This window comes from Kluyvera sichuanensis, assembly GCF_014218705.1.
GTDB classification, from domain to species: Bacteria; Pseudomonadota; Gammaproteobacteria; order Enterobacterales; family Enterobacteriaceae; genus Kluyvera; species Kluyvera sichuanensis.
Window position 1 is genome coordinate 91229 of record NZ_JABBJF010000005.1, and the last position, 23314, is coordinate 114542.

General features: G+C 56.1%; 17 protein-coding genes. 7 read left to right on the forward strand and 10 right to left on the reverse strand.

The annotated features are described in order from the left end of the window. Window positions 1-3: 3 nt before the first annotated feature. Window positions 4-891 carry a bestrophin family protein gene (locus HII27_RS07955; protein ID WP_185667399.1) on the forward strand — a complete coding sequence of 296 codons (888 nt, stop codon included), beginning with the start codon at window positions 4-6 and terminating at the stop codon, window positions 889-891. Between the two features lie 60 nt (window positions 892-951). On the opposite strand, the gene HII27_RS07960 is transcribed toward HII27_RS07955, so the two are convergent. Beyond that, window positions 952-2544, reverse strand: a complete 1593-nt coding sequence (locus HII27_RS07960; protein ID WP_185667400.1) for an STY4199 family HEPN domain-containing protein — start codon at window positions 2542-2544, stop codon at window positions 952-954. 136 nt (window positions 2545-2680) lie between these two features. Here HII27_RS07960 and HII27_RS07965 point away from each other — a divergent pair, with 136 nt between their 5' ends. Beyond that, window positions 2681-3226 (forward strand): GNAT family N-acetyltransferase, encoded by a 546-nt coding sequence (locus HII27_RS07965; RefSeq protein ID WP_185667401.1) that lies wholly within the window; start codon window positions 2681-2683, stop codon window positions 3224-3226. Between the two features lie 53 nt (window positions 3227-3279). Next, window positions 3280-3720 carry a lysozyme gene (locus tag HII27_RS07970; RefSeq protein WP_185667402.1) on the forward strand — a complete coding sequence of 147 codons (441 nt, stop codon included), beginning with the start codon at window positions 3280-3282 and terminating at the stop codon, window positions 3718-3720. Here HII27_RS07970 and HII27_RS07975 read toward each other — a convergent pair. Together HII27_RS07975 and HII27_RS07980 are read right to left on the reverse strand one after the other, a co-directional pair. Continuing rightward, window positions 3697-4323 (reverse strand): response regulator transcription factor, encoded by a 627-nt coding sequence (locus HII27_RS07975; RefSeq protein WP_185667403.1) that lies wholly within the window; start codon window positions 4321-4323, stop codon window positions 3697-3699. The two genes, HII27_RS07970 and HII27_RS07975, sit on opposite strands and share 24 nt — an antisense overlap. Before the next feature lie 358 nt (window positions 4324-4681). Beyond that, window positions 4682-5440, reverse strand: coding sequence for an SDR family NAD(P)-dependent oxidoreductase (locus tag HII27_RS07980; RefSeq protein WP_185667404.1), 759 nt, complete (start codon window positions 5438-5440; stop codon window positions 4682-4684). Window positions 5441-5559: 119 nt separating this feature from the next. On the opposite strand from HII27_RS07980, the gene HII27_RS07985 reads away from it, so the two are divergent. From HII27_RS07985 to HII27_RS07995, 3 genes are all read left to right on the forward strand, one after another. Then, the gene (locus HII27_RS07985) at window positions 5560-6459 is read left to right on the forward strand and encodes a LysR family transcriptional regulator (RefSeq protein WP_185667405.1); all 900 of its coding nucleotides are present in this window, start codon (window positions 5560-5562) and stop codon (window positions 6457-6459) included. A 99-nt stretch (window positions 6460-6558) separates the two neighbouring features. Next, window positions 6559-7521, forward strand: a complete 963-nt coding sequence (yhjD, locus tag HII27_RS07990; RefSeq protein WP_370631778.1) for an inner membrane protein YhjD — start codon at window positions 6559-6561, stop codon at window positions 7519-7521. A gap of 263 nt (window positions 7522-7784) precedes the next feature. After that, window positions 7785-9101, forward strand: a complete 1317-nt coding sequence (locus HII27_RS07995) for an MFS transporter (protein WP_185667406.1) — start codon at window positions 7785-7787, stop codon at window positions 9099-9101. Window positions 9102-9136: 35 nt separating this feature from the next. Here HII27_RS07995 and pdeH read toward each other — a convergent pair whose 3' ends face one another. Then, complete coding sequence (gene pdeH, locus HII27_RS08000) at window positions 9137-9910, reverse strand: cyclic-guanylate-specific phosphodiesterase (RefSeq protein WP_185667407.1); 774 nt, start codon at window positions 9908-9910, stop codon at window positions 9137-9139. A 227-nt stretch (window positions 9911-10137) separates the two neighbouring features. On the opposite strand from pdeH, the gene kdgK reads away from it, so the two are divergent. Then, window positions 10138-11067 (forward strand): 2-dehydro-3-deoxygluconokinase, encoded by a 930-nt coding sequence (gene kdgK / locus HII27_RS08005; RefSeq protein WP_185667408.1) that lies wholly within the window; start codon window positions 10138-10140, stop codon window positions 11065-11067. A 174-nt stretch (window positions 11068-11241) separates the two neighbouring features. On the opposite strand, the gene HII27_RS08010 is transcribed toward kdgK, so the two are convergent. The 6 genes from HII27_RS08010 to bcsB all read right to left on the reverse strand — a co-directional run bounded on the left by HII27_RS08010 (window position 11242) and on the right by bcsB (window position 23309). After that, window positions 11242-12732: a M16 family metallopeptidase gene (locus HII27_RS08010; RefSeq protein ID WP_185667409.1), complete on the reverse strand. Its 1491-nt coding sequence runs from the start codon at window positions 12730-12732 to the stop codon at window positions 11242-11244. Between the two features lie 271 nt (window positions 12733-13003). Next, window positions 13004-14290 carry a dicarboxylate/amino acid:cation symporter gene (locus HII27_RS08015; protein ID WP_185667410.1) on the reverse strand — a complete coding sequence of 429 codons (1287 nt, stop codon included), beginning with the start codon at window positions 14288-14290 and terminating at the stop codon, window positions 13004-13006. Between the two features lie 145 nt (window positions 14291-14435). Then, a complete protein-coding gene (gene hmsP, locus HII27_RS08020) occupies window positions 14436-16451 on the reverse strand; it encodes a biofilm formation regulator HmsP (RefSeq protein ID WP_185667411.1) in 2016 nt (671 codons plus the stop codon). Window positions 16452-16599: 148 nt separating this feature from the next. Further along, window positions 16600-19908, reverse strand: coding sequence for a cellulose synthase complex outer membrane protein BcsC (bcsC, locus tag HII27_RS08025; RefSeq protein ID WP_185667412.1), 3309 nt, complete (start codon window positions 19906-19908; stop codon window positions 16600-16602). Beyond that, the gene (bcsZ, locus tag HII27_RS08030; RefSeq protein WP_185667413.1) at window positions 19890-20987 is read right to left on the reverse strand and encodes a cellulose synthase complex periplasmic endoglucanase BcsZ; all 1098 of its coding nucleotides are present in this window, start codon (window positions 20985-20987) and stop codon (window positions 19890-19892) included. The genes bcsC and bcsZ overlap by 19 nt, the downstream gene beginning before the upstream one ends. Window positions 20988-20993: 6 nt before the next feature. Next, on the reverse strand, window positions 20994-23309 hold the full coding sequence (gene bcsB / locus HII27_RS08035; RefSeq protein WP_185667414.1) for a cellulose biosynthesis cyclic di-GMP-binding regulatory protein BcsB: 2316 nt from the start codon (window positions 23307-23309) through the stop codon (window positions 20994-20996). Window positions 23310-23314: the final 5 nt, after the last annotated feature.

A 23314-nucleotide genomic window follows, 5' to 3' on the forward strand; every position in this document is an offset into this window, starting at 1 on the left:
ACCATGATCGTCAGGCCGGAGCAAACCTGGCTGCGGAAATTATTCTCATGGCGCGGTTCCATCATGAGAAAAATTTCTCCTCAGCTCTGTTTCTTTATCATGCTGAATATCGTCTATCTGTATGTGCTACCGCTCTTAAATCTGCACGGCATCATCGCCAAGGAGAGCTCGTTTTACTTTATCGGTATCTCGATTTCGATATCGGTGTTTATCGGCTTTCGCAACAACACGGCCTGGCTGCGCTACTGGGAAGCACGCAAACTGTGGGGCGATCTGCTCATCGTGAGCCGGTCGCTGATGCGCGAGGTCATCAATACCACCAAGGCGAGCCCAGAAGAAAAAATGGCGGTACTGGACCTGATTGTTACCTATTGCGCCACGTTAAAAGCCAAGCTGCGTCATGGGCCGGTGCCGGTTTCGCGCGCGCTGGACTATCAGCATCTCACCACCCCCTGCAACGCCCTGCTGCAAAATATTGGGCAGTGGCTGTATCTGCATCGGCCCGATGAGTTTATCTATCGCAATTTCAATCATTATCTCAATCAGATGAGTACCATCCAGGGCGGCTGCGAGCGCATCAGCAACACGCCGATTCCCTATGCCTACTCGCTGTTGCTGCACCGGACGGTGGGCATTTTTTGCGCCGTATATCCGCTGCTGCTGATCCATGATTTTGGCTTTTTGACCCTGCTGTTTTCTATCTTTACCACCTACGCGCTGCTGGCGCTCGACGCTATCGCGACCGAACTGGAAGACCCATTCGGTACTGAAGATAACGATCTGCCGCTTAACGCGATTTGCAATGCGATTGAGATAGACCTGCGGGAGATGATGAAAGACAGTCTGATACCAACAAAAATGGCGCCGGACGCCAACTACCGGCTGCTTTGAGGTTTCCCCCTCACCCTGGCCCTCTCCCCACCGGGAGAGGGAACGGTATGGTCCCTGTTTTCAGCGGATCACATCGTAGACCGACTTCTGAATCGTCAGCCACTTTTTGCTTTCGGCATCGCCCGTTGCTTTACTGCGCTGCTGAGCGTTATCCACCGCCAGACGCTGACGCGCCACCACGGCGGGAGTGGTGCAAAACGCCTGTAGATAAGATTTTCGAATCGCGCTGAGCTGAGCGCCGCGCGACAGTTCGAGCGTGAGCGTATTGATAAACCGGCGACAGGGTTTCAGTTCATCCATTTGCAGGTGGTAGCGCAACAGCAGATTCAGCACCTCTTCGTGCTGGGCCGCCATCGCCGAGTCTGTCCAGGCGAGCTGCCAGGTCATCCCGCCGCGTAAAAACAGCGTCGTCACCTCAAGATCATTACGATCGATAGCCGCCCGTAGCGCATTGCGATCCCATAAGATCCCGCGCCGGGCCAGCAGATCGCGAGGAGAGGCCGTCGTTGTACTCTCTGCTTGTGCCACGGTAACCGGCGGTGGCGGCTCGACGTACGGCCGCGACGTCGGTTCGGAAGTCAACAGGCTGATACCGCCAAGCGCCATCCCCAGCACCGTCACGGCAACCGCTCCCCACAGTACGGCTGCGGCAATTCGCTCACGCGTATCAGAACGCTCACGCGCCTTATGAGACAGGCGTTCAATGCTGTCAGCAATGGGCTTTCCATCAACGCCCCAGGCATGCGCATAATCCCGTGCAAGCGTCCAGTAACGCTGAATTTCACTACCGTCTGCCGCCATCAGGCTAGCGGGATTGACGCGCGTACGCCCTTGCTCGTAGGCGTGCTGTACCGGCGTGGTGACCTGTTCGGTATAGAGATCTAACAACTGACACTCAACCTCCGTCAGCAAATGATGCGCCAGCACCTTATTACGCATCCGGCGAACATCTTCGAGAAAGGTATGCAGCGTCAGGCGCTGTTCGGCAAGAAAGGTCAGCGACGCGGCATGATTAAAAAGCGAAGAGTAGTGACGGGAGAAGGCCTTTTTATCGACAATCAACAGCGCCAGCTCGCTAAACGTCATGCCATCAAGCACGCTTTCCGTCGGGCTTCGAGAACGCCAGCGCATCACTTCGTGAGAACCAAACTGAACGCTAAGATACTGATGGAGATGCGGAATATCCGGCCAGACCTGCATCACCAGCCCACGTAGCGTAAGGTGGATCGTGCGAATTTGTCGCTCCGCCTGCTCTTGCAGCTGTTCCGCATCGCTGGCGTAGCCGGTGGTAAACATCAGCAGCGGCTGCTGCTGTTTTATCTGTTCCAGCGTCACAACAAAGCGCTCAGCCGCAATCAGCTGATTTTCGGTGGCCGTCTGCCCATGTTCATATGAGGGAATGCCCTGCTGAAGATGACGCAGCTGGAGCATAAATTCGCTCAACTGGCTGTCGTTAATGTTAAGCCGCTGGGCCACCGCGCCCCAGCCGCCAAGGTTCAATCGCGCCTGATCGAGCTGTTCCAGAAACCAACGGGGATCTTTGCCCTCCGTCACGCGCAGCTTAAGCAGCGTGAGGATCTCCATCGAGGCCTGGCGAATCACGCTCAGGCAATGCTCATACTGCTGGCCAACCTGTCGCGATAACGTCGACATTTTCCCATTCCTTAATCAACAGCAAGGTTTTTTAGCCTTAGGATTAATATGTTACTGCTTTGTTATTTTTGTCGTTACACCATAGAGCAATTCAGGCAAATTAACAGTCCCGCGCCACCTATCAGAATGAGAAATTATGATCGCGCTCACCACCGAACGTTTAAGCTGTACCCTGATTACCGAAAGCGACTGGTCCTTTTTCCTGGCCTTACAGCAGCACCCGCAGGTAATGCGCTATGTGGCAGATAGCCGAAGCGAAGAGGAGATTCGGGCAGCCTTCGACGCACGCCTTCCCCCCTGGACGCCGGGAGCCGAACACTGGCTGTGTCTGGTGGTGCGCGACGCTGCACAAACACCGCTGGGGATCACCGGCTATATCCATCGTGATAGTGACTGCGCCGAGGTTGGTTTTTTGTTTTCCCCACAGGCGCAGGGAAAAGGCTATGGCAGCGAGTCGCTGCACGCGGTCTGCGACTACGCCTTCCGGCATGGCGGTATACGACGGCTGACGGCGACGGTCACCGCAGGTAATATCGCCTCCCGACGTACGCTGGAAAAGCAGGGCTTTATGCTGGAAGGTGAGCTACGCGAAAGCTACTTTCTGGCCGGGCAATGGCAAAATGACTGGCTTTTCGGCTTACTGAGTCATGAATTTGATACGTCTCGGACATCCGGCCAATAGTCCCGTCTGGACGACTCTTTTACACTCCTCATTCCATTGAATGAGGGCCAAAGATGTTACATGTCGCTACGCCGAGCCTACTGGGGCTGGAACTAATTAAGCAGTATCAGGGGCTGTCGTTGGAAAAGTATCAGGATGCAGATGGGTTGTGGATCGTGGGCTACGGGCATTTGATTCGCGACCAGGAACGTTTTGATGGGCCGATTACGCTCACTCAGGCCGAGCAATTGTTTCAGCAGGACGTGGATTATTATCACCAGGTGCTGCGCCGTTGCATGAAGGTGCCATTAAACCAGCATCAGTCCGATGCCCTGATGTCGCTGGCCTTCAGCCTGGGTCCGGAAGCCGTGCAGCAGTCAACTATCGTGCGTGAGATGAACCAGGGCCATATGGCGGATGCGCTGGCGCTCTGGCAGCAACAAGGGGCGTCACAGACTAGCCTGGCGACGCAGCGCCAGGCTGAAGCAGCGTTATTCTGTGGCAATATGAGCTGAAGCTTCCTGATTATTCATCAGCATAGCGGCCTGCGTGCGATTTTTAACACCCAGGCGGCGATACAGTGATTCAAGGTGCGCTTTTACGGTGCCAGCGCTAATATTCAACGTTCGGCTGATTTCCTTATTCGATTCACCGTTGGCCAGCAGTGATAATATCTCACGTTGGCGCTGGCTCAGATTATCCAACCCCTGTTTTTCCTGCTCATACTCCATCCGCCAATCGCCCGGCAGGCAAATCAGACCGCGCAGGACGCTTTTGATCGTCTGTACAAATATCTCGACGCTGGCATCCCTGGGGATAATCGCCTGTAGGTTATAGGCCATCATATCGTTCAGCCAGGCACGGTTATAATCATTCACAATAATAATGCCCTTTGACTCCGGAAACTGCTGGTGCTTTTCCTGCAGCAGCCACTGGCAGAAGCCGTGATCCAGGCCGCCGTCAAGAATCAACAGCGCATCTGGATGCTGTAACAGTTGCCGCCACAGGTCATCGGCCTGACTGACAGCAGAAATATCAATTCCTGGAATATGTTCCTGTAAGCTGATTTTCATTCCATGAATAAATATTGACTGCCTGTCAAACATCACTACCTGCATAATGGATTCCCCATATCAAAATAAAACGAATTCTAATGGCGTGCAGAGTAATCCCCACAACCTGAAATAAGAACTCGCCGTTTGGCCTGGGTCATTTTACGTAGATATCGGGCGTTCTAAACATCATAATTATGAATGCTTACAACCGTCACACCACCATTACGCATTCACATATATCATCATATTTTAATTAAGAAATGGATTAGATAATCGTGTCGCTACGATAATATTAATTAAATGGGAATGTAGGTTATTGCGAGGATAGGCGGAAGTAAAGGGAATAATAATTCCTGATTAAGACTATTTTCCGCACGATAGGTAAATAACGCCTTTGCAAAGCAAAGGCGTTATCGCAGACTTACAGGAACATGCCGCCCGAAACTTCGATGCGCTGCGCGGTCATCCAGCGCAGGTTATCGCTCAGCAGCGCGGCAATCGCATCGCCAATATCATCCGGCAGCCCAACGCGACCCAGCGCGGTTTGCGACGCCACGTACTTGTTCAGGTCGTCGTTGTCGCGAACGCGGCCACCGCCAAAGTCGGTTTCAATCGCCCCTGGCGCAATGCTGTTGACCGAAATTCCGCGCGCCCCCAGCTCTTTTGCCTGATAGCGGGTCAGCACTTCCATCGCCCCTTTCATTGAGGCGTAGGCGGCATAGCCCGGCAGCGCAAAACGCGCCAGCCCGGTCGAGACGTTGAGGATGCGTCCGCCATTTTCCATCAGCGACAGCAGCGACTGAGTCAGGAAGAACGGTCCCTTGAAATGGATATTCATCAGCTCATCAAATAGCGTCTCGGAGGTCTCAGCAAAGGAGGCATACAGGCCAATCCCGGCGTTGTTCACTAAATAATCAAACGTCTCGCGACCCCAGACCTGATTCAGCGCTTCTTTCACCTGCTGAGTGAAGGCCGCAAAGCTGGCAACATCGCTGACGTTCAGCTGTAATGCTACGGCTTTCGCTCCTTTTTGCTCAATTTCGGCCACAACTTCCAGCGCGGCATCACGTTGACTGTTGTAGGTGAAGATAATATCCGTTCCCTGCGCGGCCAGCTTCAGCACCGCATTTTTACCGAGTCCGCGGCTACCGCCGGTCACTAACGCAATACGTTGAGTCATGGGAAACCTCATTTCAGTGGGTGTGTTCGTTGAGAACAAGCTTATTAGGTGATAAAAGAACAATAAATATCCCTGATTACGCTTCACTGTCTCATTCAGAACAACAATAGGGCATGCTGATGGATAAAATTCACGCAATGCAACTGTTCATCCGCGTCGCTGAACTGGAGAGTTTTTCCCGCGCGGCGGATACCCTTGGCCTTCCTAAAGGTAGCGTATCGCGACAAATTCAGGCGCTGGAAAACCATCTGGGTTGCCGCCTGCTGCACCGCACCACTCGACGGGTGCTGCTGACTCAGGATGGGATGGTCTACTACGAGCGCGCTAAAGATTTGCTGAGCAACCTCGACGAACTGGACAGCATGTTTCAGAGCGACCCCAGCAGCGTGAGCGGGCGGCTGCGCGTGGATATGCCGGTAGGTATCGCCCGTAAGGTGGTGATCCCCAAACTGCCCGCTTTTTTGCAGCACTATCCCGGCATTGAGCTTGAGCTCAGCAGCAGCGATCGCTTAGTCGATGTGATTCGCGAAGGATTTGACTGCGTAGTACGCGTGGGGTCGTTGAAAGATTCAGGGCTGATTGCCCGGCCGCTCGGCAAACTGACCATCATTAACTGTGCTAGTCCAGGCTACCTGGCGCGCTTTGGCTATCCCGAGTCGCTGGACGACCTCAGCAACCATGCGCTGGTGCACTACGCCACCAATCTCGGCGTGCGCCCGCAGGGGTTTGAAGTAGCGAAAGAGGGCGGCACCAGGTGGGTCAAAACCGGCGGCGTGCTGACGGTGAACAGCACGGAAACCTATCATGCTGCCTGCCTGGCAGGGCTGGGGATTATTCAGGTGCCGCGCGTTGGCGTGCGCGAAGCGCTGCACAGCGGCGAGCTGGTTGAAATTCTCCCGCAGCATCGGGCCGAGCCGATGCCGGTGTCGTTAATTTACCCGCACCGTCGTAACCTATCGCGGCGGGTACACCTGTTTATGGAATGGTTAACCGGCGTGTTGCAGGGATATGTGGATTGATCCCGGCGGCGCTTTGGGTTGCTTGGACGAGGTGCAACGCACCGACTCCGGGGAACCCTCTATACTTAAGTAAAAGCAATAAAAAGGAAAATCTCCCTGATGACGTCGGAAAACAACGATAAACGTCTACAGCAAAAGGCTAGCAAGGCGCTGGACAGCGTCACCACCACGGCGCAGAAGATTCAGCGCCAGCCGGTCATCGCCCACCTGATTCGCGCCGCTGAGCGCTTTAACGATAGGCTGGGAAATCAGTTTGGCGCGGCTATTACCTACTTTTCATTCTTATCGATGATCCCCATTCTGATGGTGTCGTTCGCCGCCGCCGGCTTTATTCTTGCCTCGCATCCGACGCTGCTACAGGACATCTTCAATAAGATCCTGGCCAACGTCAGCGACCCGACGCTCGCTGCCACCCTCAAAAGCACCATCAACACCGCCGTGCAGCAGCGTACCACCGTCGGCCTGGTCGGCCTGTGTATCGCCCTCTACTCCGGCATCAACTGGATGGGCAACCTGCGCGAGGCTATTCGCGCCCAGTCGCGCGACGTCTGGGAACGCACGCCGCAGGATCAGGAGGCCATCTGGATTAAGTACCTGCGCGACTTCGTGTCGCTGATTGGCCTGCTGATTGCGCTGATTGTCACCCTTTCCATTACGTCGGTGGCCGGGTCGGCGCAGCAGCTGATTATCTCGGCACTGTATCTCGACAGCATTGAGTGGCTGAAGCCCGCCTGGCGGTTGATAGGCCTGGCGATTTCGATCTTCGCCAACTACCTGCTGTTCTTCTGGATTTTCTGGCGACTGCCCCGCCACCGCCCGCGTAAAAAGGCGCTGATCCGTGGCACTTTTATTGCTGCTATCGGCTTTGAGGTGATCAAAATCATCATGACCTGGACGCTACCGACGCTGGTGAAATCCCCGTCCGGCGCCGCGTTTGGTTCCGTGCTCGGCCTGATGGCGTTCTTCTACTTCTTCGCCCGCCTGACGCTGTTCTGCGCCGCGTGGATTGCCACGGCAGAGTACAAGGACGACCCGAGAATGCCGGGAAAAACCCACCGCTAACCGCCCGGTTGGGCTGAAAATTTCAGCCCAACCCACCGAATTAGCATATAAATCCAGCCTGTAACTTTTATTTAACCAAAAACCAGTTTTATCATCTAATCTACGAAAAATGTGAAGCATTTCATGTTTGATAATTTACTGGTATAAAAATTATCCACTTTTTGCCCCTCTTTTCACCATTTTACAATCCTGTTACAGATTGAAATGTCGCTTTTGCTATGTCTAATATGGCCTTTCGTTCGCTATACATATTAGAAAAGACTATGACCAGCACAACACTCGATAACGAACAGGCTTCCGCTCCGGTTAACTCGCGTAATAAGGTCGTCGTGGCCTCACTCATCGGCACTGCCATTGAGTTTTTCGACTTCTATATTTACGCCACCGCCGCGGTCATCGTGTTCCCGCATATCTTCTTCCCACAGGGCGATCCGACGGCGGCAACGCTGCAATCGCTGGCAACGTTCGCTATCGCCTTCGTCGCTCGTCCTATTGGTTCCGCGCTCTTCGGCCACTTCGGTGACCGCGTCGGGCGTAAGGTCACGCTAGTCGCTTCGCTGCTGACCATGGGGATCTCCACCGTGGTTATCGGCCTGCTACCGAGCTATGCCTCCATCGGCATTATGGCTCCAGTCCTGCTGGCGCTGGCGCGCTTTGGCCAGGGTCTGGGTCTGGGTGGTGAATGGGGCGGTGCGGCGCTGCTGGCGACGGAAAACGCCCCGCCACGCAAACGCGCGCTGTACGGATCCTTCCCGCAGCTGGGCGCACCGATTGGCTTCTTCTTCGCTAACGGCACCTTCCTGCTGCTCTCCTGGCTGCTGACCGACGAGCAGTTCATGACCTGGGGCTGGCGCGTTCCGTTTATCTTCTCTGCGGTGTTAGTGATTATCGGCCTGTACGTGCGCGTCTCGCTGCATGAAACGCCGGTGTTCGCCAAAGTCGCTGCCGCTAAGAAACAGGTTAAAGTGCCGATGGGCACCCTGCTCAGCAAGCACGTGCGCGTGACGGTGCTTGGCACCTTCATCATGCTGGCGACCTATACGCTGTTCTATATCATGACCGTCTACTCGATGACCTACAGCACCGCCGCCGCGCCGAATGGCCTGGGGCTGCCGCGTAACGAAGTCCTGTGGATGCTGATGCTGGCGGTGATTGGGTTTGGCGTGATGGTGCCGATTGCAGGCCTGCTGGCGGACCGTTTCGGTCGTCGCCCAAGCATGATTGTGATCACCAGCCTGATTATCATCTTCGCGCTGTTCTTCTTCCAGCCGCTGCTGGGCTCCGGTAATCCGGCGCTGATTATGCTGTATCTGCTGGTTGGCCTGAGCCTGATGGGTCTGACCTTTGGCCCAATGGGCGCGCTGCTGCCGGAGCTCTTCCCAACGGAAGTGCGCTATACCGGGGCATCATTCTCCTACAACGTGTCGTCGATTCTGGGTGCGTCCGTTGCGCCGTACATCGCGGCCTGGTTGCAGAGTAGCTATGGGTTATTCTACGTGGGTGTCTATCTGGCAGCCATGGCGGCACTGACGCTGATTGCGCTGCTGCTGACGCACGAAACGCGTCACGAATCACTCTAAAATAATGGAGCTGGCCTACATCATGTAGGCCAGTTTCACACCAGATTGATCATCAAGGATTCCAGCGTCGACATCGGCACCGGTCGAGAAAGGAAATAGCCCTGCGCGGCGGCAGCAGGTGAGTTTTGAATTTCGCGCCACTCTTCCAGCGTTTCAACCCCCTCCACAATCACCCCTTCGCAATAGCGATTCATCAGCTCAATCAGCAGAATAAACAGTTTGCGGCCTTCAGGGGTTTTGCGCAGCATAATGAACAGATCGCGGGCCACTTTAATGTAGTCGTAGCGCACTTCATTCAGCGCCGAGAAGTTCGCCATACCGGTGCCGAAGTCATCCAGCCACAGCGGGCCAAATTCGCACAGCGAGGCCACCGTGGAATCTTGCGGCAGCGCCATGTGCTCCACCAATTCAAAGCGTAGCCAGGGCAGCGTTTCAATCATCGTTTTCAGGATCCGGTCCTGACGCATTTCCAGCAGCGTGGGCGCATCGACGTTGACCGATGCCAGCACCTTATTTTGCTCAAAGAAATGCTTCCTTTTTGCCAGCATCGTCACCTGTTCTTTGATGACATGGATGCGCTGGCCGATAGAAACTGCAGCGAAGTAACGATCCGGGGCAATACGTTTTTGTGGTTGAGAGGGATGGGTCACTATCGTTAACACTTCAATCGCCATCAAGCGGCCCTGAATGGTGTAGATAGGCTGGTAGGTATAGACACGCTCACACTCTTGCCAGTAACGCAGTTGCTGTAGGCTTTCCAGCTCCGCATCAGGTACTCTCGCCCGCTGGTTCACCTGCTTTAACGTCATTTAAGCTTCCTGTGAAGAGAGGGTCAGAGGGTCTAGTGATAAAGTTATCGGCGGGGCAAGTGAGAACTTTATGTTCAGTTTGAGCCATTTTATTTTCACTAAAGAGGATAAATCGGCCGTAACACGCGCTAGCTCAAAAAAAATAATGGAACGTTGTTTTAATATAGTTGACCAACGAATAGCCACAGCGCACACTACGAAAAATTTACCGAATCAGGTTGATGACTATGTCCAAAAAAATTGCCGTGATTGGCGAATGCATGATTGAGCTGTCCGAGAAGGGCGCACAAGTTAACCGCGGCTTTGGCGGCGACACCTTAAACACGTCCGTCTATATTGCTCGCCAGGTCTCTCCTGCTGAACTGAGCGTCAACTACGTCACCGCACTCGGCACTGACACCTTCAGCCAGCAGATGATGGACGCCTGGCAGGCAGAGAACGTCAAAACCGACCTGATTCAACGCATGAGCGACCGTATGCCTGGCCTGTACTACATCGAAACCGATGAGACCGGCGAGCGTACGTTCTACTACTGGCGTAACGAAGCCGCCGCCAAGTTCTGGCTGGAGAGCGAGCAGTCTGCCGCCATCTGCGAACAGCTGGCAGGCTTTGACTACCTCTACCTGAGCGGCATTAGCCTTGCTATCCTCAGCCCAGCCAGCCGTGAGAAGCTGATTGCGCTGCTGAAACAGTGCCGCGCTAACGGCGGTAAAGTCATCTTTGACAACAACTACCGTCCGCGCCTGTGGGCCAGCAAAGAAGAAACTCAGCAGGTTTATCATCAGATGCTGCAGTGCACCGACATTGCCTTCCTGACGCTGGACGACGAAGACGCGCTGTGGGGCGAGAAGCCGGTTGAAGAGGTTATCGCTCGCACTCAGGCCGCAGGCGTGAGTGAAGTGGTGGTGAAGCGCGGTGCAGACTCTTGCCTGGTGGCGATTACCGGTGAAGCGCTGGTTGACGTACCGGCAGTTAAGCTGCCAAAAGAGAAAGTGGTGGATACCACCGCAGCGGGTGACTCCTTCAGCGCAGGCTACCTGTCCGTCCGCCTAACCGGCGGCGACGCGGCAGCAGCGGCGAAGCGCGGTCACCAGACGGCGAGCACCGTAATTCAGCACCGTGGGGCGATTATTCCACGCGACGCGATGCCTGCGTAAGGTTTCGCGGGTATAAAAAAACCTCTTCCGGCTTAGGAGAGGTTTTTTTTCGTCTGTACGTTAAGTGCGGGGGTTTCCCCCCTCACCCCGGCCCTCTCCCCATAGGGGCGAGGGGGAAAACCAAACGGTTCCCTCTCCCTCTGGGAGAGGGTTAGGGTGAGGGGGAAAAACCCGCTACTGCGCCGGCGGAATATCCGTCACATCCTGATGACTCTCTTCCGTCGCCGTGGCAGCTTCTGCCGTCGGTGCCAGCATAATCTTGCCCCACACCTCCTGCAGATCCTTCATATTGAACTCCGGCTCACCGGTTGGCTGCTGAAGGACGAGCGCCATATCCTGCGAAAGCTGCTGGCGCAGATCCTGGTTGAGCATGTCCGGCGTCAGCGACTCGAGGAAGCTCTGACGCAGCTTCTGATACTGTTCCGGGGCGATATCCACCACCTGATTCTGCAACGAACGCATGCGCTGGCTAATCAGCATGTCGGTGTCCATCCGCGCGTAGGTGGCGAACAGTTTTTGCAGCTCCAGCTTCTTCTGCGCAATCAGCGAATCAAATTCATCTTCAGGCAGACCTTTTTCGCGAATGGCCGCCAGCTCGCGGGCAACCAGCCCCAGGTTGCTTTCCAGCTTCTCGCCCGGCGATTCCAGGTTGATGCCGCACTGGGCGCGCAGATACAGCACCCGGCAGTCAAAGCCCAGGCCGATATCCTTCATGTTGGTGCGGCTCAGTTTCTGCTGGATATGCCAGAACAGCGCTTCACGCGCCAGGTCGGCACGCCAGTAACGCTGCAGCGCCGCAGACTCACGAATCGGTTGCCACGGCGTGTCCCACATAATAGAGAGACGATCCTGGCGCACCGCGTTGGTCATGATGCTTACCGTTTCCGGTGGAAGCGGCGACAGCGTTGGCACCGCCGCTGGCGTTTCACGTTTCCCCTTCAACCCACCGAAGGTTTTGCTGATTTGCTCAATGGTGGCACGGCTATCGACGTTACCGACGATAATCAGCGTCATCGCATCCGGGGTGTACCATTTCTGGTAAAACTCGGCGACGTGTTTAGCATCTACCGGCAGTTTCAACGGCTCAGCCGGGTCGTGTCCCAGCATGGTGGAACCCTTAAGGCGATAGCGCCACCAGCCCTCTTTGGTATCCTGCGGCCAGGTAGCCACCATATCCTGTACGCCCAATGCGTAGCTGACGGTGTCCGGTGTAATGCTCAGTTTACCAATTGAGGTCGCGAGCCAGTTCAGCGCCTCTTTCTGTAGGTCGCTGCGGTTGTTCGGCAGGCTCAGGTTAAAGCGGGTGTAGTCATAAGAGACAATCGCCGGCGGCAGCGGCCGCTTCGGGTCGATGCTCTGCTGCCACATGGAGCGAGCCTGCATGGTTTGTAGACCGCCATTCTGGGTCAGGGCGATCCGCGGAATAAGGTGGCTATAGCCCGTCTGTTGGGCGCTTTCGTTCAGTGAACCAATATCAATCGAGAGCCGGATTTCTACACGGTCGCTCGGGCGCTGCGGAGTGGCAAGTACCTGCCACTGAAAGCCATTAGACAACGTGCCTTGTTGCCAGGCCGGGTCCGGCTGGAGCGCTTCTGCCTGCACATAGCTGGCTGCTGCCATCATCAGCAAACCACCGGCTAAAAGTCGAATTGTTGTGCCCTGCATGTGAACCCCTGATGAACGTTCCTGGTTATCCCCTCCAGCATCCGGCGGCGTGTGCGCGGAGGCTTTAGGGTATAAAAGACAACCGCCGCGGCGATTGCCTAAAATAATGAAGTAAATACGTCAGTTAGACCACACAATCGCAAAAACGTCACATGGCTAAGGAAAATAAAATCTACGGCAACCATAAGCTAACATAGCTAAATAATGACGCCGCCTAATTATGCGCAGGAGCCCGCACTCCAGCAAGGGAGTACGGGCTTAAGTGAGGAGATTAAGAGGATAATTCGTGCGGTTCTTTCGCCGTCGGACGGTTATTGAGCACATCGTCCAGCTGTTTAGCGTCCAGCTGTTTCACGCGTTTCGCCACGACAATGGTCGCCACGCCGTTACCGATAAGGTTAGTCAGCGCACGCGCTTCTGACATAAAGCGGTCGATACCCAGAATCAGCGCCAGACCAGCAACCGGCAGATGTCCCACCGCCGAGATAGTTGCCGCCAGCACGATAAAGCCACTACCGGTCACGCCTGCGGCCCCTTTCGAGGAGAGCAGCAGTACCACCAGCAGCGTCACCTGATGGAAGATATCCATATGACTGTTGGTCGCCTGGGCGATAAACACCGCCGCCATCGTCAGATAAATCGAGGTGCCGTCGAGGTTAAACGAGTAACCGGTCGGGATAACCAGCCCCACCACCGACTTCCGGCAGCCTAGCTTTTCCATCTTGTCGAGCATACGCGGCAGCGCGGATTCGGAAGAGGAGGTTCCCAGCACAATCAGCAGTTCTTCGCGGATATAGCGGATAAATTTGAAAATGCTGAACCCGGTCGCACGCGCAATCGTACCCAGCACCACCACCACAAACAGGATACAGGTGATATAGAAGCAGATGATAAGCTGGCCCAACTGCACCAGCGTACCCACGCCGTATTTGCCGATAGTAAAGGCCATCGCCCCGAACGCACCAATCGGTGCCAGGCGCATAATCATGTTGATGATGCCGAAGATAACCTGCGAGAAGCTTTCAATAACGTTGAAAATCAACTGACCCTTGCTGCCCAGGCGGTGCAGCGCAAAGCCAAACATCACCGCAAACAGCAGCACCTGCAGGATGTTGCCGCTGGCAAAGGCACCGATCACGCTGGAAGGAATGATATCCATCAGGAAGGCGATAATACCCTGATCTTTTGCCTGCTCGGCGTACATCGCTACCGCTTTCGCATCCAGCGTTGCCGGGTCAACGTTCATCCCCGCACCGGGTTGCACCACGTTCACAATCACCAGACCGATAATCAGCGCGAGGGTGCTGACCACTTCAAAGTAGAGCAGCGCCACGGCACCGGTGCGCCCCACCGCTTTCATGCTTTCCATACCGGCGATGCCGGTCACTACCGTACAAAAAATAACCGGCGCGATAACCATTTTAATCAGTTTGACGAAGGCATCGCCGAGCGGTTTCATTTGCGCACCTAATTCCGGGTAATAGTGACCGAGTAGCACACCGATCACTATCGCCGTCAACACCTGGAAATAGAGGCTTTTGAAGAAAGAGGTTTTCATAGGATGTCCTTAAGCTATAGCCACAGGAAATGTAGGGATTATTTTTACCTGTTGGCACAAAATAACATCCAGGAAACATTATCGAAATATATGTACGTTAATTTGATACTTAATTGTTAAAACTTTGAGCTGACACGCACAATCGCTAACTCCGATCTCCCGGCAGTAGTGAATTGTCCTTACCGAGATAATCCTGCTCAAAGGTCTCCATCGGGACGGCGCGAGCAAACAGGAAGCCCTGCAAAATATCGACATTCGCCGCCCGCAGCCATGCATATTGCTCTTTATTTTCAACACCTTCAGCAACCATTTTCAGGTTCAGGCTGCGCCCAAGCTGGATGATGGCCGCCACCATGCTGGTGTCTTCCGGCAGGCTGTCGATAAAGATTTTGTCGATCTTCAGAATATCCACCGGCACAGATTTCATATGCTGAAGCTGACGCAGCCCCGCGTAACCCATACCAAAATCATCCAGTGCAATGCGCACACCGGCGTTGCGCAGCGGTCGTAAAATGGCGACAGCGGCTTTCGGGTCGTCAATGCGTCGGCTCTCTGTCACTTCCAGAACCAGCGTACCCGGCGCAATGCGATAGCGGTTGAGCAGGGCCAGCATATCCGACACCATGTCGTGATGCAGAAGCTGCAGCGCCGAGATGTTCACCGACAGCGGCAGCATAATGCCGCGCGACTGCCAGGCCGCCAGCTGTCGGCACGACTCTTCCAGCACCCAGTGCCCCACGGTCACCATCAGGCCGCAGGATTCAATGCTGTCGATCAGATCGTTCGGCAGCGCCCAGCTACCGTCCGGCTGGCGCTGGCGCAGCAGCACTTCCGCGCTGCACACCTTGCCGGTGCTGGTTTCCACCTGCGGCTGGAGCCAGACGGAGAACTGCTCATTGTCCAGCGCGGTCAGGATATCGCTCTCTTCGGTCAGGCGCTTTTGCGCTTTTACCATCTGCTCCGGGTCGAAAAACTCAATCTGGTTTTTCCCTTTGCGTCGTGCGGTAAAGGCCGCCGAAAGCGAGCGGCGATAGAACTGCTCCGCCGTTAACCCGTCGTTATACATCGCAATACCCACGCTGGCGCTCGGGCGCAGCTGAATGCCCTGCAGCGGCAGGCGCTCATTAATAATAGTGAGTACTTGCTGACCTAATGTGATGGCATGCCACGGCTCTTTGACGTCATAGGCCAGAATCGCGAAGTCGTAGCCGCTGACCTGCGCCAGCACCATGCGCGGCGAGATCACCTGCTTAATCTTCTCTGCCAGCGTCAGCAGCAGCATTTCACGCTGCTCTTCTTTCAGCACGCCCGCGGTATCCTGCAAGGTTTCACAGGCGATAGTCAGCAGTGCCACCGGCGTTTTGCGCACCAGGCTCTGTTCGAGCAGCCCTAACAGGAAAGCTTTGTTAGGCAGGTCAGAGACCGGGAAACGGGTCGACTGATTGCTCAGTTCGTCATATTGACGTAGTAGCGCCTGCTGATTGCGGTTGTAACTGCGCACCAGCGTACCGATTTCATCATCGTGGTGCAGACGCGGCAGGGAGAGCTGATGACCGATGCGATCCGCCCCCGGCAGATCGTGAATTTCATAGGCAATGCTGCGCAGCGGCCTGACAATCAGTCGGTTGATGCACCAGGTCAGCGCGACGGTCAGCATTAAAACGAGCAAAAAGTAAGCGGTCACTATCGTTGCCAGCGCGCTCATCACGAACTTATACATACGATAAGGGTCTGCCTGCAGCACCAGGTAGGCCAGCGGCTGTGGGTTAGCGGGCCGTTCCAGCGAATAGAGCGGTAGTGAAATCTGCACCGGGAGTTCAAAAATGCGCGTGATATTGACCGGAACCGGACGTTCCGGAATAAAACTCATGCGTAGCGCCTGAAACTGGTTAGGCAGCACGACATCCGCCCGGCTGACGATGCCGGCAGGTTGAATGCGCCCAAGAATGGCCTCTGCCTCGGGAATATCGGCTTTAAGGATGGCAGCCGACAGCGGCTGACGTACCGAGCGGGCGATGCTCTCTAATTGCACCCCAGTGTTATAGCGATCCTGCTGTACGAAGTGGAACAGTAAAATGAAGCAAAAGACAAATAAAAACAACATGGTAACAACTGCAACCATGGCCATTTGTTTTATTGTAAGGGAACGGCTAACGCGCAAAAGAGCTCTCCACTAATACGAACGTATTGCTCAGGCATTGAGAATAACGAGGCTGGCGGCAAAGTCAAAAGGGACTCCGCCGCAATAATTATAACCCGGCAGGGTGCCGGGTTATATAAGACGAATACCTATATTCGGAGCGGTGAAATTACCAGTCTGCGTATGGCGTGAGCGGCTGCGGCGGCATATCGAGGTCGCCCTGCCAGCCAGCGGCGGAATAACGAACGTAGAGCAGCGCGTGGCTTGGGGTGTAATCCTTCGCCTGCTGGATATCGACGCCTGCGCCCACGAACCAGTTGGAACTGACGCGTCGTTCGATAATCGCCCGCGCGGTATAACCAAAGCCCTGGCTGCTGCCACCGTGGTTTACATCCTCGTGGGCCTTTTTCTTCCAGGTTTGCGGGATCAGGTTCATCAGCGGATAGCGCGGCTCCGTACTGGTGCGCGAATGCGACCAGGAGACCGAACCACCCAGTTCCCATGACCAGTTTTCCGTACGTTCACGCCAGTTAACCGGCACGGCAAACGACACATATTCCTGCGGGCTGTAATAGCCGCCCTGACCGAGGGTATAGCCGCTCAGATCCTTCTGGTAGTGCCAGATCATGTTGTTAAGCCCAACGGTTACCCGGCGGTTATTCTCGTTAATAACCTTGTAGTAATACCCCGTCATCCAGCGAACGCGCCAGTTGTCGTCTACGTTTTTACCTGACAGTTGGTCGCCACCGAGTGAAGCCCATACGCCATTGGCTTCACCTTTGTCGTAGCTCAGGCTAATACCGCCGCCGTTAGCGCGGACGCCACCCCAGGTCGTGCCTGTGTGCCCATCCTTGTCATTATCTTTCTGCCCACCAAATGCCAGTAACGAGCTGGAGATCGGACGACGGTGTGCGTTAACCGTATAGCCCAGCGGACCGACATCGCTGCTGTAGCTCAGTCCACCAACCACATCCACCACGTTAAAGCCCATCGGGGTGGTGCCAATATCCGCGTTCCAGGTGTCATTTTTCCAGCCAATGGCTACGCTGGCGCCGCTGTCGCTTTGGTGCGTTGACCCCTTACAGGCGGATAAATCACAGGTGCCCCACTGTTTCTTATACTGGTCATTTTTATCGGTGGAGAAACTCCCCGCGTCCATATTCACCAGATCCGAACGGAAGAACATCCGGCCATCGGCCAGCGGCGCATCGACCTGTAACATAGTGGTATGCGCTTTCAGGTCGGAATAACCGCCCGTACCGCTGGAACCCCAGAAATCATGCTGCAAGGTGACGTTCAGGTCCTGCTGACGATAGAGATCCGCCGCGTCACTGCGCACGCCGCGCTTAAGCCAGTCGTCTTTCTCGTCGTTACGCGTCAGGCGGGTAAAGGTGTCGTTATCCACTGGACGCGTTGGGGTAATCTGCGTGGCGACCATCGCATCTTTGTAGGTCTCCAGCGCCTGTTTCGGGTTGCCGTCCTGCGCCTGATAGCGCGCGGCATCGCGCAGCACCATCGCCGTATCCATAGACGGCGGCTGGGCTTTGGCCTGAGGAATCAGGGCGGTCATCATTTGCTGCGCCGCCGCGGTATCACCCAGTTTGGCGCTGACCAGCGCAATGCGTCGCTGAGTATTGAGCGAACGTTGGCCTTCGGCAGGGAGTTGTGCCAGCTGCTGGCGTGCTGCTAGCGCATTACCGTCAGCGGCATACACTTCCGCCATGCCCAGATGGGCATCTTCGTCATGCGGGTCTTTTGCCAGCACGGCATTGTATTCAGCCAGCGCCGTAGCATTATCGCCCCGCTGCTGCGCCCAGTCGGCAAGCGTTGAATGAATGCGAGAGGATTCAGGCTGCTGTTTCAGCAGCGCAATTGCCTGCACTTCCTGCCCGCTATCACGCAGGCGGTTGGCCTGAGCAATCAGCTGATCGCTGCGCAGACGCTGGTCCAGTTCGCGAATATTATCGGTCCATTGCGCTGTCGGCAGTGCCGCCAAATGCGTCAACGCAGCCTGATCTTGACCGTTACCGGAAAGATAGAGTCCGTTAGCGTAAACCTGGTCGGCATCGGTCGGCTTTTTACGCGCCAGATTGAGCATCAGGTTGTCGGCTTCACCGCGCTGTCCGGCGCTCACCAGGTCACGGGAGAGGCGATAGGTTATCCACACATCGTCCGGCGAGAGCGCCAGTCGACGGCGCTGAACTTCCGCAGCCTGTGACCAATTTCCCTTATTCTCCAGCGCTTCAGCCTGCTGGGAGAGTCGGTCGTTGGTCAGACTACGTTCGATATCGTCAATGCTGCGACGCTGGCTAGCAGAAAGACTGTTGATAAAGGCGGTGGCTTTCTCCGGCGACTCGGCGCGGTAGATATTTGCCAGCCCGCGCACCGCGCTACTGTTGCCGCGATCGAGGCGCAGCGCCTGCTGATAGAAACGCTCCGCTGAGGCACTATCTTTACGCGCCATGGCTACATCGCCAAGTCCCAGCACCGCATAGCTGTCGGTGGCATCCAGTTTGCGCGCCTGCTGGTAGAAGCTCTCGGCCTGCGCCAGATTATTAGCCTTCAGCGCCGCATCGCCTTTGCGGATCAGCGGCCAGTAGAGTTGCCAGGTCTGCGGCGTGTTGTCGGCCGCCTGCGCTACTTTTTCCTGTTCTACCGCTTTGGCGCGCAGAACCGGGTCCGCCATCTGTTTTTGCTGGTCGGCCAGCATGGCACGAGCGCTGTCCGCCGATTCACCGCTGTTGAAAATCATCAGATAACGCTGTAACGCCTGTACGCTGGATGGGCTGGCTGGCTGGTCTTTGATGGCTTTAAACCACAGGTCACTCGCCGGGCCACGCCCGCCCGCCGATTTCGCCATTTGCTCCAGCACGTTAAAGGCTTCATCTCGCTGATTCGCCGCGAGCAGCATATTAGCAAGCGTCATCTGCAGGCCAACGTTGCCAGGGTTCTGCTTATTCAGCGTTTGCAGGTGTTTGACCGCTTCATCGCGTCGGGCCGGGATTTTCGCTACCGCAGTCCAGTACTCTACCGCGTAGTCGCCGTCCGGCGGCGGGCCGTTGAAGGCTTTTTCGTAGTCGGCCAGCGCTTCCGGAACGTGCCCGGTAGTGGCCAGCAGTCGCGCCTGTTGCAGCGCCTGACGTCCGGCATCGGTGTTCAGGCCAATCTCAATGCGAGAGGCGTTATATTCCGTTGAATTTGGTGCCACCTGCGCCAGCTTTTGCAGCTGCTTTTGCGCCCCGGCGGTGTCGCCCTGGCGCAGCAGATAGCGCAGACGCGCCGCCAGCACCTGTGGATTGTTGGGATTAATCAGCTCCAGCCGGTACAGCGATTGCTGCACCAAATCATCCCGTTTGCTGGCTTCTCCAAGACGCACCTGGTTGAGCAGCTGTTCTTCTGCCGAGGTGTCCGCATAGCCCGGCTGTACCAGCGTCAGGCCCAGAGAGAGGGTGATTAAACTTAGTGTGAACTTGCGCATTCCTGGCCCCAGTCAGGTAGTAATTCGCCGCGGGCGCTGAAGCGAAAACGGTGTTGATCCCAGCCCTGACCAAAGAGGGTCAGAACATAATTGTAATAAGCATCCGCGCTGGGAAAATGATCGGCCACACGCTGGCGCTGAACGGCCTGCGCATCGCGATTTTGTAGGAATGGAATCAGCGAAGCTGAAAAACCGACCGGGCCGTCGCCGGTCACCGCCCCGGTGGCAATCGCCACTTTTTCCGGGGGAACGCCCTGCTTCACGGTCTGTGCCGCCATCGCGTTAAAGCGTTTAAGCAGTCGTGCTTTCTGTGGGTCGGCGTCGTGCAGCATGCCCACCCATAAATAGACGCGAATAGCATCGTAGCTGCCCACCACGCTGGCCTCTTTCAGCAACCAGCCCTGTTTCTTGTCGTAGCTCACCCAGTCCGGTGAGAAACCTTTCGGCGCGGTATCAAGCAGCAGCTTCAGGTTGGTATCGCGAAGGGTAGTCCACGGGGCGCCAAATTGGCTGAAATACTGCGCCACCTGCGGTGGGAGATAGCTTGGATTGAAGCGCCAGCGCGTCTCTTCCGCAAAGCCAACGCGGCCTGGCAACAGCATCAGTCCCAGACCGGGAACTTTCACCACTTCGCCATCGGCAATTTTTGCCAGCAGCGCTTTGCCTGTTGCCGTGTAATCATCATTTTTCCACAAACGACCGGCTTCCAGCAGCGTCCAGGCGATCCAGACATCTGAATCGGAGGCGGAGTTGCTGTCCAGCACCGTCCACTCGTCATCGCTCTTTTTGCCCCACAGCCAGGCGGGTAGATGCTCGCGCAGCGAACCCTGCGCGAGGTTGTTCTGCGTCCAGCTCAGCAGGCTTGCAAAGGCCTGACGATCGTTCGCGGCGAGGGCAAAGAACAGCGCGTAGCTTTGCCCCTCTGAGGTGGTAATTTTGCGCGCATCGCTAGGATCGATAACGCGCCCTTCCGCGCTGACGTAATCCTGCTTGAACTGCTCCCAGGCAGGCCAGTTACAGGCGGCCTGCGCCTGACCGCCCAGGACACACAGCAGTACTATCCAGCGAAGCATCTTCATCGCGGCTTACTCGTCTTCCGGGTTCAGACGACGGCGGCTGATGATACGCAGCAGACGCCACAGCACCCAAGCCAGCAGCACGATGCTGATGGCGGCAAAGATAGCCAGCAGAACCGGATGGTTAGAGAGCGCGAACCACACGCGTTCGAACCACGGCAGATGACCGACATAGTAGATGTCGCCCACGCGCAGGCTGCTCACGCCGGACTCACGAATCACCGATACTGAGCCAAACATCGCCGCGCGCTTGCCGCTGTCGTTCAATGCATTGTTCAGCAGGTCATAACCGCTGGCGCTGTCAGCGAGCAGCGCCACGACGCTGCGCTGCTTGTGGTACGGTGATTCGAAACCGACGACGGCAGCCATCGGGCCGGAAGAGGTGATCCCAGTCTGCACGCCAGCCTGACGGTCATCTTCATCAAGATAGATGCTCGGCAGGTCAGTATGGCGCATTGGCGTTTTCACCCAGCTCTGGGTGGCGTCCACCAGCAGGTCGATGTGCTTATCGTCCTTCAGTTTTTGCGGGATAGAGCCAATCAACAGCAGGTCAGCATCCTGGTCCTGAATCTTGCTGCCATCATCGGCGATGGTCATCTTCGAGCCCGCCAGGCCGGTCTGGCCACCAATCACGCCAACGGCGTTCAGCAGCGTGCTCACCTGCGCTTCAGACGGCTGTTTTGGCATCACGATCACCGTGTCGGAGAGATCCGCCATACGGGTGAACGGGAAGCCTGCATTCGCAAAGGTGCGCAGATCCGGCATCGGCAGGAAGTGATAGTAGTTCGAGAAGTCGATAGTCGAGTCGTCGCCAATCACCACGTGGTTCTGCACCGGCTGGAAGGTCACGCAGTTATCCACCGAGCCGCCCGGCATTGGGTTCATATACTGGAAATCAAAGCGCAGCTGGTTCATTGCACCCAAACGCAGCGCCGGAATGCTGACATCGTTTTTACCGTCCAGCAGGCCTTGTAGCACCGGCAGGCGCAGCATCAGCTTATTCACATCCTGGGTGCTGTTGAGGTTAAACGACTGCAGGAACTGGTCATTCAGGCTGATGTCCATCCGCGAACTGTCTTTGACCGGCGGCATGGTGTAGCGGTACTTCAGATCCATGTCGATGCCGGTACTGCGCATCAGGTAGAGATCCGGCGGCAGATTCAGCGACAGGTTGATAGACGCCGGTTCCAGCCCGGTGGACTGCAGCTGCTGTTCATAGGTTTTCAGCTCGCCGAAGGTGACCGGACGGTCGGTACGCACCCAGTTTGGCGCGTCGTACGGCGCGCGGGCCAGCAGCGGTTTCACCTCATCCACCGTCACGCTATCACCGCGGAACAGAATATTGCCCGCCGCGATGCCCTGAGCCGCTTTCAGCAGGTCGTTATCGTCACGACCAAACACCACCAGCAGCTTCATATACGGGTTGTTCGGATGGTCGATCATTTCGATCGTTGGTGCCTTCACCGCCGGATGATCGCGCAGGAAGTCCGGGCGACGATCGTTGGTGGCAAAGACGATGGCATTACGATCCGGCAACGTATTAAACAGCACCGGGAAGGTCTGGCCACGCCAGCCCGCCTTAGCGCCAAACCACGAAGCCACAATGGCGGCCGCCTGCTGCTGCGGCAGATCCGGTGAGTTGGCAAAGACGATAGGCAGGTTCAGCGCACGGTTATCACGGGCGTCAAAGAACGGCACCGGGAAGTGCGACAGATCGTTACGCACCTTCAGCGCCTGATAGGTCAAATCCAGCGAGCTGTTGCGCGCCACGTCCAGCCAGACGGTGGTGTTCGCCGGGTTTTCACAGACGTCGCGGTAGTGGCCAATAAACTCAAGGCGCACGCGGTTAAAGTCGGTGATATAGAGCGGGTCGATAGGGATCTGCGTCGAGACCTTTTTACCCAGTTGCTCTTTGGTGACCGGCAGTACGCCCATCAGCTCATCGTTCAGATAGACCTTCAGCTGAGACGTCGTCGGTAGCAACGACGGCGACGGCGTATAGGTCAGGTTCAGCATCGCCTTCGACACCACTTCGTCGCTGCGCATGCCAAACTCAATGCCGCCGTCCGGGTTAGATCCGCGCAGCACCATGCTGCCCGGCGGCGGCGCAATCTGGGCAAAAGAAAGCTTTACGTCACGCGACGGCGCATCTTCCACCACCACCGGCGTCGTGGTTGCCGCGTCGGCAGAAGCAGGCGCCGCTGCGTTGTCCTGAACAGTCGGCGCTACCGCCACCTCTGTCGTCGGTTCTGAATACGTCGTGAGCGGCAGTAAACTGCCCATGCCCACCGCCACTGCACAAATCCAGGAAAGTTTTCTTTTCATCGGTT

Bases quoted from the DNA above. Each gene is read 5' to 3' on its own strand.
- HII27_RS07995 (WP_185667406.1), top strand. From the start codon at position 7,785: ATGACCAGCACAACACTCGATAACGAACAGGCTTCCGCTCCGGTTAAC.
- pdeH (WP_185667407.1), bottom strand. From the start codon at position 9,910: ATGACGTTAAAGCAGGTGAACCAGCGGGCGAGAGTACCTGATGCGGAG.
- HII27_RS07985 (WP_185667405.1), top strand. From the start codon at position 5,560: ATGGATAAAATTCACGCAATGCAACTGTTCATCCGCGTCGCTGAACTG.
- bcsB (WP_185667414.1), bottom strand. From the start codon at position 23,309: ATGAAAAGAAAACTTTCCTGGATTTGTGCAGTGGCGGTGGGCATGGGC.
- HII27_RS07980 (WP_185667404.1), bottom strand. From the start codon at position 5,440: ATGACTCAACGTATTGCGTTAGTGACCGGCGGTAGCCGCGGACTCGGT.
- HII27_RS07970 (WP_185667402.1), top strand. From the start codon at position 3,280: ATGTTACATGTCGCTACGCCGAGCCTACTGGGGCTGGAACTAATTAAG.
- HII27_RS08010 (WP_185667409.1), bottom strand. From the start codon at position 12,732: ATGCAGGGCACAACAATTCGACTTTTAGCCGGTGGTTTGCTGATGATG.
- bcsC (WP_185667412.1), bottom strand. From the start codon at position 19,908: ATGCGCAAGTTCACACTAAGTTTAATCACCCTCTCTCTGGGCCTGACG.
- yhjD (WP_370631778.1), top strand. From the start codon at position 6,559: ATGACGTCGGAAAACAACGATAAACGTCTACAGCAAAAGGCTAGCAAG.
- HII27_RS07965 (WP_185667401.1), top strand. From the start codon at position 2,681: ATGATCGCGCTCACCACCGAACGTTTAAGCTGTACCCTGATTACCGAA.
- HII27_RS07955 (WP_185667399.1), top strand. From the start codon at position 4: ATGATCGTCAGGCCGGAGCAAACCTGGCTGCGGAAATTATTCTCATGG.
- HII27_RS07960 (WP_185667400.1), bottom strand. From the start codon at position 2,544: ATGTCGACGTTATCGCGACAGGTTGGCCAGCAGTATGAGCATTGCCTG.
- bcsZ (WP_185667413.1), bottom strand. From the start codon at position 20,987: ATGAAGATGCTTCGCTGGATAGTACTGCTGTGTGTCCTGGGCGGTCAG.
- HII27_RS08015 (WP_185667410.1), bottom strand. From the start codon at position 14,290: ATGAAAACCTCTTTCTTCAAAAGCCTCTATTTCCAGGTGTTGACGGCG.
- kdgK (WP_185667408.1), top strand. From the start codon at position 10,138: ATGTCCAAAAAAATTGCCGTGATTGGCGAATGCATGATTGAGCTGTCC.
- HII27_RS07975 (WP_185667403.1), bottom strand. From the start codon at position 4,323: ATGCAGGTAGTGATGTTTGACAGGCAGTCAATATTTATTCATGGAATG.